Source organism: Neisseria sp. LACPHL-SPEC-2024-00856, from assembly GCF_047915665.1.
Lineage (GTDB): Bacteria > Pseudomonadota > Gammaproteobacteria > Burkholderiales > Neisseriaceae > Neisseria > Neisseria polysaccharea.
In genome coordinates, this window is record NZ_JBLRPR010000001.1 from 262,639 (window position 1) to 278,670 (window position 16,032).

16 protein-coding genes and 1 pseudogene are annotated in these 16,032 nt (G+C 53.6%); 11 read left to right on the forward strand and 6 right to left on the reverse strand.

Annotated features, from left to right (window positions below):
* Window positions 1-26: 26 nt before the first annotated feature.
* Window positions 27-428 carry an RNA-binding S4 domain-containing protein gene (locus ACNAU7_RS01480; RefSeq protein WP_416300039.1) on the reverse strand — a complete coding sequence of 134 codons (402 nt, stop codon included), beginning with the start codon at window positions 426-428 and terminating at the stop codon, window positions 27-29.
* Between the two features lie 211 nt (window positions 429-639).
* Here ACNAU7_RS01480 and ACNAU7_RS01485 point away from each other — a divergent pair, with 211 nt between their 5' ends.
* The 7 genes from ACNAU7_RS01485 to bioB all read left to right on the forward strand — a co-directional run bounded on the left by ACNAU7_RS01485 (window position 640) and on the right by bioB (window position 7,055).
* Window positions 640-1,599: an acetyl-CoA carboxylase carboxyltransferase subunit alpha gene (locus tag ACNAU7_RS01485; RefSeq protein ID WP_002217206.1), complete on the forward strand. Its 960-nt coding sequence runs from the start codon at window positions 640-642 to the stop codon at window positions 1,597-1,599.
* Between the two features lie 67 nt (window positions 1,600-1,666).
* Entirely contained in the window at window positions 1,667-2,977 is a 1,311-nt protein-coding gene (gene tilS / locus ACNAU7_RS01490; protein ID WP_416300043.1) for a tRNA lysidine(34) synthetase TilS, read from the forward strand.
* A gap of 73 nt (window positions 2,978-3,050) precedes the next feature.
* Window positions 3,051-3,836, forward strand: a complete 786-nt coding sequence (locus ACNAU7_RS01495) for a TrmH family RNA methyltransferase (RefSeq protein ID WP_416300045.1) — start codon at window positions 3,051-3,053, stop codon at window positions 3,834-3,836.
* Between the two features lie 9 nt (window positions 3,837-3,845).
* On the forward strand, window positions 3,846-4,043 hold the full coding sequence (locus ACNAU7_RS01500) for a hypothetical protein (RefSeq protein WP_003751916.1): 198 nt from the start codon (window positions 3,846-3,848) through the stop codon (window positions 4,041-4,043).
* Window positions 4,044-4,055: 12 nt separating this feature from the next.
* The gene (locus ACNAU7_RS01505; RefSeq protein WP_416300047.1) at window positions 4,056-4,358 is read left to right on the forward strand and encodes a DUF4124 domain-containing protein; all 303 of its coding nucleotides are present in this window, start codon (window positions 4,056-4,058) and stop codon (window positions 4,356-4,358) included.
* A 61-nt stretch (window positions 4,359-4,419) separates the two neighbouring features.
* On the forward strand, window positions 4,420-5,796 hold the full coding sequence (mpl, locus tag ACNAU7_RS01510) for a UDP-N-acetylmuramate:L-alanyl-gamma-D-glutamyl-meso-diaminopimelate ligase (RefSeq protein WP_416300049.1): 1,377 nt from the start codon (window positions 4,420-4,422) through the stop codon (window positions 5,794-5,796).
* Between the two features lie 206 nt (window positions 5,797-6,002).
* The gene (bioB, locus tag ACNAU7_RS01515) at window positions 6,003-7,055 is read left to right on the forward strand and encodes a biotin synthase BioB (protein WP_416300051.1); all 1,053 of its coding nucleotides are present in this window, start codon (window positions 6,003-6,005) and stop codon (window positions 7,053-7,055) included.
* Here bioB and ACNAU7_RS01520 read toward each other — a convergent pair.
* Complete coding sequence (locus tag ACNAU7_RS01520) at window positions 7,039-7,167, reverse strand: hypothetical protein (RefSeq protein WP_416300053.1); 129 nt, start codon at window positions 7,165-7,167, stop codon at window positions 7,039-7,041. The two genes, bioB and ACNAU7_RS01520, sit on opposite strands and share 17 nt — an antisense overlap.
* A gap of 13 nt (window positions 7,168-7,180) precedes the next feature.
* Here ACNAU7_RS01520 and ACNAU7_RS01525 point away from each other — a divergent pair.
* Window positions 7,181-7,297: pseudogene (locus tag ACNAU7_RS01525) on the forward strand (biotin synthase BioB); the annotation flags it as partial.
* A 96-nt stretch (window positions 7,298-7,393) separates the two neighbouring features.
* Here ACNAU7_RS01525 and ACNAU7_RS01530 read toward each other — a convergent pair.
* The 4 genes from ACNAU7_RS01530 to ACNAU7_RS01545 form a co-directional block, all read right to left on the reverse strand.
* Window positions 7,394-8,626 carry a CapA family protein gene (locus ACNAU7_RS01530; protein ID WP_416300055.1) on the reverse strand — a complete coding sequence of 411 codons (1,233 nt, stop codon included), beginning with the start codon at window positions 8,624-8,626 and terminating at the stop codon, window positions 7,394-7,396.
* Window positions 8,627-8,673: 47 nt separating this feature from the next.
* Window positions 8,674-10,533 carry a dihydroxy-acid dehydratase gene (ilvD, locus tag ACNAU7_RS01535; RefSeq protein ID WP_416300254.1) on the reverse strand — a complete coding sequence of 620 codons (1,860 nt, stop codon included), beginning with the start codon at window positions 10,531-10,533 and terminating at the stop codon, window positions 8,674-8,676.
* 92 nt (window positions 10,534-10,625) lie between these two features.
* Entirely contained in the window at window positions 10,626-10,748 is a 123-nt protein-coding gene (locus tag ACNAU7_RS01540; protein ID WP_283255173.1) for a hypothetical protein, read from the reverse strand.
* A gap of 12 nt (window positions 10,749-10,760) precedes the next feature.
* Window positions 10,761-11,417, reverse strand: a complete 657-nt coding sequence (locus ACNAU7_RS01545; RefSeq protein ID WP_416300058.1) for a cytochrome b/b6 domain-containing protein — start codon at window positions 11,415-11,417, stop codon at window positions 10,761-10,763.
* Window positions 11,418-11,478: 61 nt separating this feature from the next.
* On the opposite strand from ACNAU7_RS01545, the gene ACNAU7_RS01550 reads away from it, so the two are divergent.
* The 3 genes from ACNAU7_RS01550 to purM all read left to right on the forward strand — a co-directional run bounded on the left by ACNAU7_RS01550 (window position 11,479) and on the right by purM (window position 15,944).
* Window positions 11,479-12,369 (forward strand): NAD(P)H-hydrate dehydratase, encoded by an 891-nt coding sequence (locus ACNAU7_RS01550; RefSeq protein ID WP_416300060.1) that lies wholly within the window; start codon window positions 11,479-11,481, stop codon window positions 12,367-12,369.
* Between the two features lie 269 nt (window positions 12,370-12,638).
* Complete coding sequence (gene typA, locus ACNAU7_RS01555; RefSeq protein WP_416300062.1) at window positions 12,639-14,450, forward strand: translational GTPase TypA; 1,812 nt, start codon at window positions 12,639-12,641, stop codon at window positions 14,448-14,450.
* Window positions 14,451-14,909: 459 nt separating this feature from the next.
* Window positions 14,910-15,944, forward strand: coding sequence for a phosphoribosylformylglycinamidine cyclo-ligase (gene purM, locus ACNAU7_RS01560; RefSeq protein WP_416300256.1), 1,035 nt, complete (start codon window positions 14,910-14,912; stop codon window positions 15,942-15,944).
* Window positions 15,945-16,032: the final 88 nt, after the last annotated feature.

Here is a 16,032-nt window from a genome sequence, read left to right on the forward strand (position 1 = left end):
TGCTTCTGTTTGCAGCGGGAATGGTTTTACCAGTCTCCTTTTTTCAGCCTGTCCAGTTGGCGGCGGTCGCGCTTGGTCGGTCTGCCGTCGGGATAGGCGGAAGTGATGCGGTTGAATTGGTCGAGCTGTTTGCGCTCTTCCCTCAATGCTGCCGTTTTCGTGTCTTCTTCATACAGAAGCCGCGCCTCGGATGCCGGGCGGCGTTGGTGGTTCAAACCTTTAACCTTGATTTTATAGGGAAGGGAATTGAGCGTCAGGTCGATAGTATCGCCGATGTCTATGGTTTTACTGTTTTTGACCTTCGAGCCGTTTACTTGAATCCTACCCAGTTCGATGTGCTTTTGCGCAAGGGAACGGGTCTTGAAAAAACGTGCTGCCCAAAGCCATTTGTCCAGCCGCATGGCGGAAGAATCGTGCTTGTCTTTCATACGATTTTGGTTGAAATAATTGAATTTGTTTCGAGTTTAGCATAAGATACGCCGCCTTATAACTAGTATATATGCACTAATCCACTGTTTTCCATGCTGTCCGAACACAAAAAGAGGGTATGGAAAAGCCGTTTTGGACAATAAATTAACTGCGGAATATGCACAAATAGCGTATGATAGCGGCAGAATCTGTTGATGAGAGCTTCATTCTATGAAACCTGTTTTTTTGGATTTTGAACAACCTATAGCCGAACTGACCAACAAAATTGATGAACTGCGTTTCGTCCAAGACGAGTCTGCCGTCGATATTTCGGACGAAATACACCGTTTGCAGAAAAAAAGCAACGACCTGACCAAATCGATTTTCAGCAAACTTACGCCCGCCCAGGTTTCACAGGTTTCCCGGCATCCGCAGCGTCCCTATACTTTGGATTATATTGAGGCGCTGTTTACCGATTTTGAAGAGCTGCACGGCGACCGCCATTTTGCCGACGATCATGCGATTGTCGGCGGATTGGCACGTTTCAACGGACAAAGCGTGATGGTCGTCGGGCATCAGAAAGGGCGCGACACCAAAGAAAAAATCCGCCGCAACTTCGGTATGCCGCGCCCCGAGGGCTACCGCAAAGCCCTGCGCCTGATGAAAACGGCTGAGAAATTCGGCTTGCCCGTCATGACCTTTATCGATACACCGGGCGCGTATCCCGGCATCGGCGCGGAAGAACGCGGGCAGTCGGAAGCCATCGGCAAAAACCTGTACGAACTGACGCGCCTGCGCGTTCCTGTTTTGTGTACCGTCATCGGCGAAGGCGGTTCGGGCGGCGCGTTGGCGGTCGCCGTAGGCGATTACGTCAATATGCTGCAATATTCGACCTATTCCGTTATTTCCCCCGAAGGCTGCGCGTCTATTTTGTGGAAAACGGCGGAAAAGGCGGCGGATGCGGCTCAGGCTTTGGGCATTACTGCCGACCGCCTGCAAAAGCTGGACTTGGTCGATACCGTCATCAAAGAACCATTGGGCGGCGCGCATCGGGATTTCGGGCAAACCATGAAAAACGTAAAAGCCGTTTTGGAAAAACAACTGCACGAAGCGCAAAGCATCCCGCTTGCCGATTTGCTTTCGCGCCGTTTCGACCGCATTATGGCTTACGGCAAATTTTCGGAACAATAATTCAGGTAGAACAAGCAGCAAGCAGTTTGTCTGAAACTGCTTGCTTTTTCTTTATCGGGACGGAACCGTGCTGACTTTAGATGCGTTTGAGCAATGCTTGAATGATTGTTTTCCTCAAGGTCTGAATGGAAAAAAAACAGCGGTGGCATTAAGCGGCGGCTTGGATTCCGTCGTTTTGCTGCATCTGCTTGTCCGCGCCGGGAAAAAAGGCGGTTTTATTCCGGATGCATTGCATATCCATCACGGCTTGAGTCCCCGTGCCGACGATTGGGCGGATTTCTGCCAAAACTATTGCGATATGCTCGGGGTGGGGCTGGAAACGGTTAAGATCTGCGTGGAAAAAAACGGTTTGGGCATCGAGGCGGCGGCGCGGCAAAAGCGTTATGCCGCGTTTGCCGAAAAAGGCTTTGACGTTTTGGCGTTGGCGCACCACAGGGACGATCAAATCGAAACCTTTATGCTTGCAGTTGCACGCGGCGGCGGTTTGCGCGCTTTGGCGGCTATGCCCGCCGTCCGCCCTTTTGGGGAAAAAGGCATCATCTGGCGGCCTTTGCTGCCTTTTTCGCGCCAAGACATATGGGATTATGCCCAAAAACACGGTTTGCCGAATATCGAGGACGAAAGCAATAGCGATACGGCTTATTTGCGAAACCGCTTCCGGCACTGTATTTTGCCCGAACTTTCGGCGCAGATTCCCCATTTCGGGCGGCATGTGCTGAACAATGTTCGCGCTTTGCAGGAAGATTTGGCTTTGTTGGACGAAATCATCGGTCAGGACTGCCGTTGGGTCTGTGAGGAAGGCAGTTTTGATACGATGCGTTGGCAGACTTTTTCCCTGCGACGGAAAACCCATATTTTGCGGCATTTTCTAAAGGAAAACGGCATCCCCGTGCCGAATCAGAACGCACTTGCCGACATTGCCCGCGTTTTGACGGAGGCAAAAACCGGACGTTGGAACTTGCAAGGCTTTGAATTGCATCATTATGCAGGCAGGCTGTTTGTGTTCCGACTGGAAAAAACGGATAAACTGCGGTTTTTAAAAGACAGGCAGATAAGCGGAAATTTAAGGGAAATATTGACGGATCAGGGATTTGTGTTGAAACGGCATCCGTTCGGACTTCCTGAGCATCTTTTGGAGCAGGACGGAATCTTGCGGACGGTTGCGGCATCGGACAGGCTGGCTGTCGGCGGTATCCATAAGGATGTGAAGAAAATCCTTCAGGAAAAGCGGGTTTTGCCCGTGCTGCGCCCGTTTTGGCCGGTCGTCGCCGACAAGGACAACCGTCCGCTGGTGTTGGCAAATTACGGTACGGATTTTCAAATCTCGGTTTCAGACGGCATTTTGCCCGTCCATCCGGATTTTCCCGTTTTATTTTGATGGAATCGGAATCGCTGTTACTTAGTGGACGATTGGATACCGTCCGATTATATATTCTTGAAAAGGCTGTAAAGTGAAGCAAATCAGTTCGCCAAATAATGAACACATCCGGCACCTGCACCGCCTGTTGTCGCAAGGAAAGTTCAGACGGCAGTATGCCCAAACCGTTTTGGAGGGCGTGCACCTGCTTCAGGTTTTCCTGCAATCCGGCAGAAAGCCGGTCGGGGTATATATTCCCGAGGGCAAAATGCCGTCTGAAGAAGTCCGTAAATTGACAGCGGTTTTGCTGGAAGACAGGATTTTTTCCGTTTCAGACGGCATATTGAAAAAAATCAGCAGCTTGAGTTGTGCAGACGATATACTTGCACTGATTGATATCCCATTGGGCGGAACCTTGCCGGACAAAGGCGACTGTGTGGTTTTGGACGGCGTGCAAGATCCGGGCAATGTCGGCACCGTCTTACGGAGTGCGGCGGCGGCAGGGGTAGGTAAGGTCGTTTTGGGCAGGGGTTCTGCGGATGTTTGGTCGCCCAAGGTATTGCGCGCGGGTATGGGCGCGCATTTCTTGTTGGACATTTATTCGCAGGCGGATTTGGAAATATGGTTGGCGCGCTATGAAGACCGTGTGTTTGCCACCGCGTTGCGTGAGGAAAAGCAGGCGGTTCTGTATGGCGAAGATTTGTGCGGACCGACAGCCTGGGTGTTTGGCAACGAAGGCGCGGGTGTCGGTAAAGCAGTTTTAGACAGGGCGGACAAGTGTGTCAGGATTCCGATGCACGATGCAACCGAGTCTTTAAATGTCGCAATGGCGGCGACAGTTTGCCTGTTTGAACAAATGCGCCAACGGGCGACGTATTGAGGAAGAGAAATGCCGTCTGAAAAAATCTATTACGGCGTATTGATTTTCTTATGTATCGCTTCTATGCTGCTATCGCCGTTTTTTTATGGCGGCGTTTTGAAGCCCAAGAAGGCGGCATTGCGGAAGGATGGGCAGTGGAAAGCCATCATATTGTCCAATGCCGTCATGGTGGCGGCTTTGTTTTGGATATGGTGGAAATGGTTTTGAAGGAGTCTTGATATGAAAACATCTAAAATTATTGCGGGGCTGATGCTGGCTGTGGCGGTTCAGACGGCATCTGCGGCAGTGTATGAATGCCGTCAAAACGGTAAGGTCAGTTACAGCCAAACTCCGAGAAAACATTGTACCAACGCGGGCTTGGGGCGTGATCAGGTATACAGTTCGATTAGGCCGGCAGTAAAAGACAGGGCGGAAAACACAGGGGCTGATGACAATTTGGATATGAGGAAGGACGAACACATCCAAAATCCGAAAGAGAATACGCATAAGGATGCTTCGAATACCGGTGCAAAGACGCATTGATTGAAACCGAATCAACCATGACGGTGTTGAGCAATAGAATTTGAACGATTAGGGAACTTTGATGAAACACATCCACATTATCGGTATCGGCGGCACGTTTATGGGCGGAGTGGCCGCTATTGCCAAAGAAGCGGGCTTTAAAGTCAGCGGTTGCGACGCGAAGATGTATCCGCCGATGAGCACCCAGCTCGAAGCCTTGGGCATAGGCGTACATGAAGGCTTCGATGCCGCGCAGTTGGAGGAATTTAAAGCCGACGTTTACGTCGTCGGCAATGTCGCCAGGCGCGGGATGGATGTGGTCGAGGCGATTTTGAACAAAGGGCTGCCTTATATTTCCGGCCCGCAATGGCTGGCTGAAAACGTGTTGCACCGGCACTGGGTGCTCGGCGTGGCGGGGACGCACGGCAAAACCACCACCGCGTCTATGCTCGCGTGGGTTTTGGAATATGCCGGACTCGCGCCGGGCTTCCTCATCGGCGGCATCCCGGAAAATTTCGGCGTTTCCGCGCGCCTGCCGCAAACGCCGCGCCAAGATCCAAACAGCAAATCGCCGTTTTTCGTCATCGAAGCCGACGAATACGATACCGCCTTTTTCGACAAACGCTCCAAATTCGTGCATTACCGTCCGCGTACCGCCGTGTTGAACAATCTGGAATTTGACCACGCTGACATCTTCGCCGATTTGGGCGCGATACAGACCCAGTTCCACCATCTCGTGCGCACCGTGCCGTCTGAAGGCTTAATCGTCTGCAACGGACAACAACAAAGCCTGCAAGACACTTTGGACAAAGGCTGCTGGACGCCGGTGGAAAAATTCGGCACGGAACACGGCTGGCAGGCCGGCGAAGTCAATGCCGACGGCTCGTTCGACGTGTTGCTTGACGGCAAAAAAGCCGGACGCGTCAAATGGGATTTGATGGGCAGGCACAACCGTATGAACGCGCTTGCCGTCATCGCCGCCGCGCGTCACGCCGGCGTTGATATTCGGACGGCCTGCAAAGCCTTGGGCGCGTTTAAAAACGTCAAACGCCGTATGGAAATCAAAGGCACGGCAAACGGCATCATTGTTTACGACGACTTTGCCCACCATCCGACCGCCATCGAAACCACGATTCAAGGTTTGCGCCAACGTGTCGGCGGCGCGCGCATCCTCGCCGTCCTCGAACCGCGTTCCAACACGATGAAGCTGGGTACGATGAAAGCCGCCCTGCCCGCAAGCCTCAAAGAAGCCGACCAAGTGTTCTGCTACGCCGGGGGCGTGGACTGGGACGTTGCCGAAGCCCTCGCGCCTTTGGGCGGCAGGCTGCACGTCGGCAAGGATTTCGATGCCTTTGTTGCCGAAATTGTGAAAAACGCCCGAACCGGCGACCATATTTTGGTGATGAGCAACGGCGGTTTCGGCGGAATACACACCAAACTGCTGGACGCTTTGAGATAGCCCGGGCAATGCCGTCTGAAAGCCCTTCAGACGGCATTGCCCGGCTGCGCGGCACAAAGGCGGAAAAACCGTTTGCCCCGTATTTTCAAACGCGTTACACTTGCTGCCGCTGTTTTCAGCCATTTGATTACCCGCAACCGCCGTCATTGCGCCGGCGGTCTGCACGTCAGCGTCATTGCGCCGCTGTAAATACGAAAGAACACATTATGACCGTATCCCCCGTCGCCTTGCGCCGTAAGACCGAGCGCAAGCCGCATCCCACCGCGCGCTATTGGAAAAAATGCGATGTCGAGGCACTTTTCGGACTGCCGTTTTTAGAACTTGTCCATCAGGCGGCAGAAGTCCACCGCCAAAATTTCAACCCGCGCGAAATCCAGCTTTCCACGCTGTTGTCCATCAAAACCGGCGGTTGTCCCGAAGATTGCGCCTACTGTCCGCAATCGGCGCACCATAACACCAATCTAGGCAAAGAGCAGATGATGGATGTGGATGAAATCGTCGAAAAAGCCAAAATCGCCCAATCGCGCGGCGCAAGCCGGTTCTGTATGGGTGCGGCGTGGCGCGGCCCCAAACCCAAAGACGTGGAGACGGTTTCCGCAATCATCAAAGCCGTCAAGGGCTTGGGTATGGAAACCTGCGGCACGTTCGGTATGCTCGAAGAAGGTATGGCGGAAGACTTGAAAGAGGCGGGTTTGGATTATTACAACCACAACCTCGACACCGACCCCGACCGCTACAACGACATCATCCACACCCGCCAACACGAAGACCGAATGGATACTTTGGGCAAAGTCCGCAACGCCGGTTTGAAAGTCTGCTGCGGCGGCATCGTCGGGATGAACGAAACCCGCGCCGAACGTGCCGGGCTGATTGCCAGCCTCGCCAATCTCGACCCGCAGCCCGAAAGCGTACCGATTAATCAGTTGGTTAAAGTGGAAGGCACGCCGCTTGCCAATGCCGAAGATTTGGACTGGACGGAGTTTGTCCGCACCATCGCCGTGGCGCGGATTACGATGCCGCAAAGCTACGTCCGGCTGTCGGCAGGGCGCAGCAATATGCCGGAAGCAATGCAGGCGATGTGCTTTATGGCGGGCGCGAATTCGATTTTTTACGGCGACAAGCTGCTGACCACGGGCAATCCGGATGAAGACGGCGACAGAATCCTGATGGAAAAGCTTAACCTGTATCCCTTACAGTTCGAGCCGGAAGGCGGCGCGGACGGGGCGGAAAAAGCCTCAGGGATTAAAGTGGATTATTGACGATTGCAAAAATGCCGTCTGAAACGCGGATGCCGTCTGAAACTTGAATGCCGTCTGAAACTTGAATGCCGTCTGAAACCTGAAAAAAGGCTTTCAGACGGCATTTGTTCACGGTATTTCCAAAGAATCCTGACGAGCTTCAGACGGCATTTGGAAAAGCCAACCTGTATCCCTTGCAGTTTGAACCGGAAGGCGGCGTGGGCGGAGCGGACAAAGCCTCGGGGATTAAAGTGGATTATTGACGATTGCAAAAACGCCGTCTGAAACGCGGATGCCGTCTGAAACCCGAAAAAAGGCTTTCAGACGGCATTTGTTCGGATGGCATTTCCAATATCTCTTTACCGACGCGTGATGCTGCCGTCGGGCGAGACATCCAGTCCGTTCCCGTTGGGGAAATCGCTGTGGTTCAGATAAATAATCCGCTCAATAACGGTTTTCTCGGGGTCGATTTTGGGGATTTTGTCGCCGGCTTGGGTAATCGGGATGATGGTTCCGGAAATAAATTTCCCCTGTTTGTCCGTAATAATCTTGAAAATGGGCGAAATGCCGCTGATGCCGGAGGTGTTTATTGCGCCGTAGGTGGCAAAGTTGCCGCCGCTGTAAGAGATGAAGCGGTCGCGGTAAAGTTCGACGGCGCGTGTAACGTGCGGCCCCTGCCCGAATACGACATCCGCACCGGAATCGACGGCCAGCCTTGCAAACTCAACGACGTTGCCCCTGTTTTCCCCATAGAAGATTTCGGTATCGAACGGCAGGTGTTCCGCCTGTTTCCCTTCCGCGCCGCCGTGGAACATCACAATAACGATGTCGGCTTTCTGTTTGGTTTTCCGAATCAGTTTTCTAACTTTGGCGTAATCGTTCAGTTTGACGGCGGCAAGGTTGGGGGCAAATGAGACGAAGCCGTATCTCACGCCGTTTTTCTTCAGGATGGCGGTTTCAAACCTGTTTTCGATGCCCGAATATTTGATGTTTAATTCGTCAAGGTTGCTTGCCGTTGCCGTGATGCCTTGCGCGCCGAAGTCGTTGCTGTGGTTGTTGGCGAGGCTGAGGTAGTCGAATCCCGCGTCGGCAAGGTATTGCCCGTATGCGGAGGGCGTGCGGAATGCATAGCATATTTTGGGGTTTGCACATTTTTTCGGCGTACCGCCTTCGTCAAACAGCGTGCCTTCAAGGTTGCCGACGGTAATGTCCGCGTCTTGCAAGACGGATTCGACGTTTTTCAGGATATTGGTATCGGGCAGGTAATCGACCGGATAATTGCTGCCGAGCATAATGTCGCCGACCCCGATGATGGAAACGGTATCGGCTGCGTTTCCGTCAGGCGTATCCTGTCCGTCTGCATTGCCGGTGTTTGAAACGGGCGCGGAGTTTGAACCGTCAATCGGCAGTACGGGGGATTCCGTTCCGGCAGGATGCGCCGAGGGCTTGACCCCGGCGGTTTGCGGTGCGGAAGCAGCATAAGAGGCGACCGGTGGCGGCTCTTTCACATACTCGAGGGCGGTAAAGCCGCTGCCGATAACGAGAGCCAAAATTGCGGAAAATACCGCCATTGCCCAGATAAATTTGTCCATAATCAGACCTTTGCTGTTCAGACGGCATTTGCCGCACGTTTTGGGGCTTATCTTTCGATTTGCGATACGTCGCGCACCGCGCCTTTGTCGGCGGAAGTCGCCATCGCGCCGTAAGCCCTTAATGCGGCGGAGACGTAGCGGTCGCGGTTTTCCGGTTTCCACGCTTTGCTGCCGCGTGCTTCCATTTCGGTACGGCGTGCGGCAAGCTCTTCATCGGAAATGACAAGGCGGATGCTGCGGTTGGGGATGTCGATTTCGATGGTGTCGCCTTCGTGTACCAAACCGATTGCGCCGCCTTCCGCCGCTTCGGGCGAGGCGTGGCCGATGGAGAGACCTGATGTGCCGCCGGAGAAGCGTCCGTCGGTTAAGAGGGCGCAGGCTTTGCCCAAGCCTTTAGATTTCAGGTAGGAAGTCGGATACAGCATTTCCTGCATACCGGGGCCGCCTTTCGGGCCTTCGTAGCGGATGATGACGATATCGCCAGCCACGATTTGGTTGCCCAAAATGCCTTCGACGGCGTCTTCTTGGCTTTCAAACACGCGGGCGCGGCCGGTGAATTTGAGGATGCTCTCGTCCACGCCTGCGGTTTTCACTACGCAACCGCGTTCTGCGATGTTGCCGAACAATACTGCCAAGCCGCCGTCTTGCGAGTAGGCGTGTTCGACATCGCGGATACAGCCTTTTTCGCGGTCGAGGTCGAGGGTTTTCCACATACGGTTTTGCGAGAACGCTTGGGTAGTGCGCACGCCGCCAGGCGCGGCTTTGAAACGTTCGATGGCGTGGGTGTTTTCGGGATTGGTTACGTCCCATTGCTCAATCGCGTCTTTCAGCGTCGGCGCGTGGATGGTGTGCACGTCGGTGTGCAGTTTGCCCGCTTTGTCCAATTCTTTCAGGATAGCGAAGATGCCGCCCGCGCGGTGCACGTCTTCCATGTAGTAATCGTGGTTGTTTGGTGCGGTTTTGCAGATGCAAGGCACAACGCGGCTTAAGCGGTCGATGTCGGCCATTTTGAAATCCACGCCCGCTTCGTTGGCGACGGCGAGCAAATGCAAAATAGTGTTGGTGCTGCCACCCATCGCAATATCCATCGTCATAGCGTTTTCAAACGCTTTTTTGGTGGCGATGCTGCGCGGCAGCACGGTTTCGTCGTTTTGTTCGTAATAGCGTTTGGTGATTTCGACAATCATACGTCCTGCTTCGAGGAACAATTCTTTACGGCCTGCGTGGGTCGCCAAATACGAACCGTTGCCGGGTAGGGACAGACCGAGTGCTTCGGTCAGGCAGTTCATGGAGTTGGCAGTAAACATGCCGGAGCAGGAGCCGCAGGTCGGGCAGGCGTTTTGTTCGACTTCCTCGACTTGCCGGTTGCTGACATTGTCGTCCGCCGATTCAATCATCGCGTCAATCAAGTCCAAGCGGCGTTCGGGTTGGATGTTGGCCACGCCGATGACTTTGCCCGCTTCCATCGGGCCGCCGGAAACGAAGATGGTCGGAATATTCAGGCGCATGGCGGCAATCAGCATTCCGGGGGTGATTTTGTCGCAGTTGGAAATGCACACCAGCGCGTCGGCGCAGTGGGCATTGACCATGTATTCGATGGAGTCGGCAATCAAATCGCGGCTGGGCAGGGAGTACAACATACCGCTGTGTCCCATGGCGATGCCGTCGTCGATAGCGATGGTGTTGAATTCTTTGGCGATTGCGCCTGCTTTTTCGATTTCGCGGGCAACCAGTTGGCCCATGTTGTGCAGGTGGACATGGCCGGGCACGAATTGGGTGAAGGAGTTGGCAACGGCGATGATCGGCTTGCCGAAGTCGGTTTCCATCACGCCGGTGGCGCGCCACAATGCGCGTGCGCCCGCCATATTGCGGCCGTGAGTGGAGATTTTGGAGCGGTATTCTGGCATAGTGTGTTTCCTTGTTTTCATGCCGTCTGAAAAGCGAAGGGTTTCAGACGGCATTTTGTACTGTGTTAGAGAGCTGGAAAAAAGAAAGTATTTTATACCAAGTATCGGTATTGTGTGGAAGTTGCGGAATGGTGGGATATTCTGTGCAACGGTATTTTTGAAGCGGCAATGTTCGGAATGCCGTCTGAAAGGCAGAAAAGGGCTTCAGACGGCATTGATGTCGGGTTTCAGGACAGGAGCAGGATGGCGGCTGCGGCAAGCGCGGCAACCGATAATGCAGCAGCAAGCGCGGTTTTGCCTGCAAAGCGGATTGAGGTTTTGCCTTCGATGTATTTGAAGCCGGTTATCATTGGGAGGATGAGGTTTTTCTTTTTGAACACGCGGTATGCGGCGACGGCGGCAATATGAATGGCGGAAAAAACGGCGAGCAGCTTGAAAAAGTTGAGGTGGATTTTCCGCATAAGGCTGCCCGTATGTTCGGAAACCAAATGGTTGAGGTAGCCGTTGGTGCTGAAGGTGTTTTCATCGGCGGCAAAAAGCCCGGTGCCGACTTGGAACGACACGGCGGCCAAAAGCGCAACGACCATCAGTGCGCCCAAGGGGTTGTGTCCGGGTTGGAGGTGTTCGGGAATGCCGTTTTTCAGATAGCCGCGTATGCCTGCCCAGCCTTGGACGAAATGGGAAAAACGGGCGGTATCGCTGCCCCAAATGCCCCAGCAGATGCGGAATATGAGCAGGAAAAGGACGAGCAGCCCGACGCGCGTGTGCCATTGCAGCATATCGCCGCCGGCTTTCGCGCTATACCACATAAAGGGCAGGGACGCGGCAAGCAGCCAGTGGAAAAGACGGGTGGGGAAGTCCCAGACTTTGGTTTTGTTTTTCATAATCGGTTTCCGGCGGTAAAATCAGTTTCTTCAAGCCTTATTTTAACCGATTGGAGGGATAATGTTTCCCGTTTTCCGCATTTCAGGCGAAAGCCGCCGCCGTATGCTTCAGACGGCATTGCGTTTTCCCCATGTTTTCAAAGCCCGTGCGGAAGATTCGCACAAAGGGACTTTCGGCACGCTCGCCGTAGTCGGCGGCGCGGTCGGCATGAGCGGCGCGCCCATATTGGCGGCATCGGCGGCAATGTATCTCGGCTGCGGCAAAGTGTGGGCGGGTTTCAATCAGGAAACGGTGCCTTTCACCGTCATTGCCGGTTTTCCCGAAATTATGTTGGACACGGCAGACGGTTTGACCAAGCGTCAAGATATAAACGCCTGGGTTGTCGGTTGCGGATTGGGTACGGATAAGGCGGCGGTCGGAACGCTTGCCGGAATTTTGGCGGAACACACGGACAAGCCCGTCCTTTTGGATGCGGATGCATTGAATATATTATCAGTCAATGCTGAAATCCGAAGCATGGCGCGCGGGTGTAAAAACCTGATTTTAACGCCTCACCCTGCCGAAGCGGCTCGCCTGCTTGGAACGACGGTTGCACAGGTTCAAGCGGATCGGACGGCGGCAGTAAGGAAGATAGGGGAAATTTTCGGCGCAACCGTGGTTTTAAAGGGACACAAAACACTGGTTGCCGCACCGGATACGGAAATCTATGTCAACGAAAGCGGCAACGCGGGATTGGCAACGGCGGGCAGTGGCGACGTATTGGGCGGCATCATCGGCAGTCTGCTCGCACAGGGCGTGCCGGTTTTTGAAGCCGCCTGCGCGGGCGTGTGGCTGCACGGCGCGGCGGCGGATGTCATAAAAGAATCGGCAGGCATTGCGGCAGGGCTGTTGGCGGGCGAAATCGCCCCGGCGGCAAGGTGGTTGCGCAACTGGATAACTGAAAGTATGTAAGAAGATATAGTGGATTAACAAAAACCAGTACATCGTTGCCTCGCCTTAGCTCAAAGAGAACGATTCTCTAAGGTGCTCAAGCACCAAGTGAATCGGTTCCGTACTATTTGTACTGTCTGCGGCTTCGTCGCCTTGTCCTGATTTTTGTTAATCCACTATACCGTCTGAAAGGCAAGGGCTTCAGACGGCATCTTCATTTCCCAAATACTGTCCGGTAAAGCGTGGTATAATGCGCAGTTATCTTTTACAGTTTTTGAAAAACATTAATTATGAAACAAATCCGCAACATCGCCATTATCGCCCACGTCGACCACGGCAAAACCACATTAGTTGACCAACTGCTGCGCCAATCCGGCACATTCCGCGCCAACCAGCAGGTTGACGAGCGCGTGATGGACAGCAACGACCTTGAAAAAGAACGCGGCATCACCATCCTCGCCAAAAACACCGCTATCGATTACGCGGGCTACCACATCAATATCGTCGACACGCCGGGACACGCCGACTTCGGCGGCGAAGTGGAGCGCGTTTTGGGTATGGTGGACTGCGTCGTCTTGTTGGTGGATGCGCAGGAAGGCCCGATGCCGCAAACCCGTTTCGTGACCAAAAAAGCCTTGGCTTTGGGGCTGAAACCGATTGTCGTCATCAACAAAATCGACAAACCGTCCGCCCGCCCGAGCTGGGTTATCGACCAGACTTTCGAGCTGTTCGACAACTTGGGCGCAACCGACGAGCAGTTGGACTTTCCGATTGTTTACGCTTCCGGTTTGAGCGGCTTTGCCAAGCTGGAAGAAACCGACGAGAGCAGCGATATGCGCCCGCTGTTTGACACCATCCTAAAACACACGCCGGCACCGAGCGGCAGCGCGGACGAACCGCTGCAACTGCAAATTTCCCAACTCGACTACGACAACTACACCGGCCGCCTCGGCATCGGTCGTATCTTGAACGGACGTATCAAACCCGGCCAAGTCGTTGCCGTGATGAACCACGAGCAGCAAATCGCCCAAGGCCGCATCAACCAGCTTTTGGGTTTCAAAGGCTTGGAACGCGTACCGCTTGAAGAAGCCGAAGCCGGCGACATCGTGATTATTTCCGGGATCGAAGACATCGGCATCGGCGTAACCATTACCGATAAAGACAATCCTAAAGGCTTGCCTATGTTGAGCGTGGACGAGCCGACGCTGACGATGGACTTTATGGTTAACACCAGCCCGCTGGCGGGTACAGAAGGCAAATTCGTAACCAGCCGCCAAATCCGCGACCGCCTGCAAAAAGAATTGCTGACCAACGTCGCCCTGCGCGTGGAAGATACTGCCGATGCCGATGTGTTCCGCGTATCCGGCCGTGGCGAACTGCACCTGACCATTTTGTTGGAAAATATGCGCCGCGAAGGCTACGAACTGGCAGTCGGCAAACCGCGCGTTGTGTACCGCGACATCGACGGTCAAAAATGCGAACCTTATGAAAACCTGACCGTGGACGTACCCGACGACAACCAAGGCGCGGTAATGGAAGAACTCGGTCGCCGCCGTGGCGAACTGACCAATATGGAAAGCGACGGCAACGGCCGTACCCGCCTCGAATACCATATTCCCGCGCGCGGCTTAATCGGTTTCCAAGGCGAATTCATGACCCTGACGCGCGGTGTCGGCTTGATGAGCCACGTATTCGACGACTACGCGCCCGTAAAACCCGATATGCCCGGCCGCCACAACGGCGTGCTGGTGTCCCAAGAGCAGGGCGAAGCGGTTGCTTACGCCTTGTGGAATTTGGAAGACCGCGGCCGTATGTTCGTATCGCCCAACGACAAAATCTACGAAGGCATGATTATCGGCATCCACAGCCGCGACAACGATTTGGTGGTTAACCCGCTCAAAGGTAAAAAACTCACCAACATCCGAGCCAGCGGTACCGACGAAGCTGTGCGCCTGACCACGCCGATCAAACTGACGCTGGAAGGCGCGGTCGAGTTTATCGATGATGACGAACTCGTTGAAATCACGCCGCAGTCCATCCGCCTGCGTAAGCGTTACCTGAGCGAATTGGAACGCCGCCGCCACTTTAAAAAGCTGGATTGATGTTTACTGGATTAATGTTTAAATGATACGCGATGCCGTCTGAAAAATTTCAGACGGCATTTTATTGGCCGGTATCGGGAAACGGGTTGTCCGATAGCTCATATATTTTCTTAAATAAAATCATTGTATGAACAATAAAAAAGTTTGTACCGGATTATCTGCGGACAGGTGATGCCAGTACTTCCGGTCTCGGAACGGTTGCTGTTTCGGGAAACCCGCATTTTTAATTTTATGGGGCAATCCGTCAAAATCCGGCGGGCTTGTTTTTCCGGACAATTTTCAAATACCGAACCTGACCTTGCTTGGGTCATCAACATCCTTGCACGGTTTGTCAAAAAATCTGCCATACAAAGAATATTGTTTACAATATTGTCTAAAAATCCAAACCTGCAAACGCGAAATAAGGTAGAATACGCCCCGTTATTTTACCGTCCAATCCCCATTTACCAAGGAAAAATGATGAATACTTCATTGAGTTACCGCGATGCAGGCGTCGATATCGACGCAGGCGACCAACTGGTCGAAAACATCAAACCGTTTGCCAAACGCACGATGCGCCCGGAAGTATTGGGGGATTTGGGCGGTTTTGGCGCGTTGGTCGAAATCGGCAAAAAATATAAAAATCCCGTATTGGTCAGCGGTACGGACGGCGTGGGTACCAAGCTCAAGCTTGCTTTCGATTGGGACAAACACGATACGGTGGGCATCGACCTTGTTGCAATGAGTGTCAACGATATTTTGGTTCAAGGTGCAGAGCCCTTGTTTTTCTTGGATTATTTTGCCTGCGGCAAATTGGATGTTCCGCGCGCAACCGATGTGATCAAAGGCATTGCACAAGGTTGCGAAGAGTCCGGCTGCGCCCTGATTGGCGGAGAAACTGCCGAAATGCCGGGCATGTATCCCGTTGGTGAATACGATTTGGCGGGTTTTGCCGTCGGCGTGGTGGAAAAAGAGAATGTCATTACCGGCCGCAGCATCGGAGCGGGCGATGTGGTATTGGGTTTGGCTTCCAACGGCGCACATTCAAACGGCTATTCCCTTATCCGTAAAATCATCGAACGCGACAATCCCGATTTGGATGCCGAGTTTGATAATGGCAAAACCTTGCGTGAGACCGTTATTGCGCCGACACGTCTGTATGTGAAACCGATTCTTGCCGCTTTGGAAAAATTTACCATTAAAGGTATGGCGCACATTACCGGCGGCGGCATTACCGAAAACGTGCCGCGCGTGTTGCCTGAAAACACGGTTGCCCAAATCGATGCCGAATCGTGGGAATTGCCCAAGCTCTTCCAATGGCTTCAAAAGGCGGGCAATGTGGAAACCCAAGAAATGTACCGGACCTTTAACTGCGGTATCGGTATGGTCGTCATCGTCGCTGCCGAAGATGCCGATGCGGTTCAGTCATTCCTGAGCGGGCAGGGCGAGACAGTGTACCGTTTGGGTTGCATCCGCGAGCGTCAAGGAAGCGAGCATCAAACCCAAGTTGCCTGACTTCCAAGCATCAAATGCCGTCTGAACCTGTTTCAGACGGCATTTTTATTATGCGAGCATTCTTTTTGCTTGCCATATTCGAGGGGGG

Excerpts from the sequence above, each read along its gene's own strand:
- ACNAU7_RS01500 (WP_003751916.1), top strand. The coding sequence starts at position 3,846 with ATGCCGTCTGAAAAAATCTATTACGGCGTATTGATTTTCTTATGTATC.
- mpl (WP_416300049.1), top strand. The coding sequence starts at position 4,420 with ATGAAACACATCCACATTATCGGTATCGGCGGCACGTTTATGGGCGGA.
- typA (WP_416300062.1), top strand. The coding sequence starts at position 12,639 with ATGAAACAAATCCGCAACATCGCCATTATCGCCCACGTCGACCACGGC.
- bioB (WP_416300051.1), top strand. The coding sequence starts at position 6,003 with ATGACCGTATCCCCCGTCGCCTTGCGCCGTAAGACCGAGCGCAAGCCG.
- ACNAU7_RS01545 (WP_416300058.1), bottom strand. The coding sequence starts at position 11,417 with ATGAAAAACAAAACCAAAGTCTGGGACTTCCCCACCCGTCTTTTCCAC.
- ilvD (WP_416300254.1), bottom strand. The coding sequence starts at position 10,533 with ATGCCAGAATACCGCTCCAAAATCTCCACTCACGGCCGCAATATGGCG.
- ACNAU7_RS01540 (WP_283255173.1), bottom strand. The coding sequence starts at position 10,748 with ATGCCGTCTGAAGCCCTTTTCTGCCTTTCAGACGGCATTCCGAACATT.
- ACNAU7_RS01550 (WP_416300060.1), top strand. The coding sequence starts at position 11,479 with ATGTTTCCCGTTTTCCGCATTTCAGGCGAAAGCCGCCGCCGTATGCTT.
- ACNAU7_RS01505 (WP_416300047.1), top strand. The coding sequence starts at position 4,056 with ATGAAAACATCTAAAATTATTGCGGGGCTGATGCTGGCTGTGGCGGTT.
- ACNAU7_RS01485 (WP_002217206.1), top strand. The coding sequence starts at position 640 with ATGAAACCTGTTTTTTTGGATTTTGAACAACCTATAGCCGAACTGACC.
- purM (WP_416300256.1), top strand. The coding sequence starts at position 14,910 with ATGAATACTTCATTGAGTTACCGCGATGCAGGCGTCGATATCGACGCA.
- ACNAU7_RS01480 (WP_416300039.1), bottom strand. The coding sequence starts at position 428 with ATGAAAGACAAGCACGATTCTTCCGCCATGCGGCTGGACAAATGGCTT.
- ACNAU7_RS01530 (WP_416300055.1), bottom strand. The coding sequence starts at position 8,626 with ATGGACAAATTTATCTGGGCAATGGCGGTATTTTCCGCAATTTTGGCT.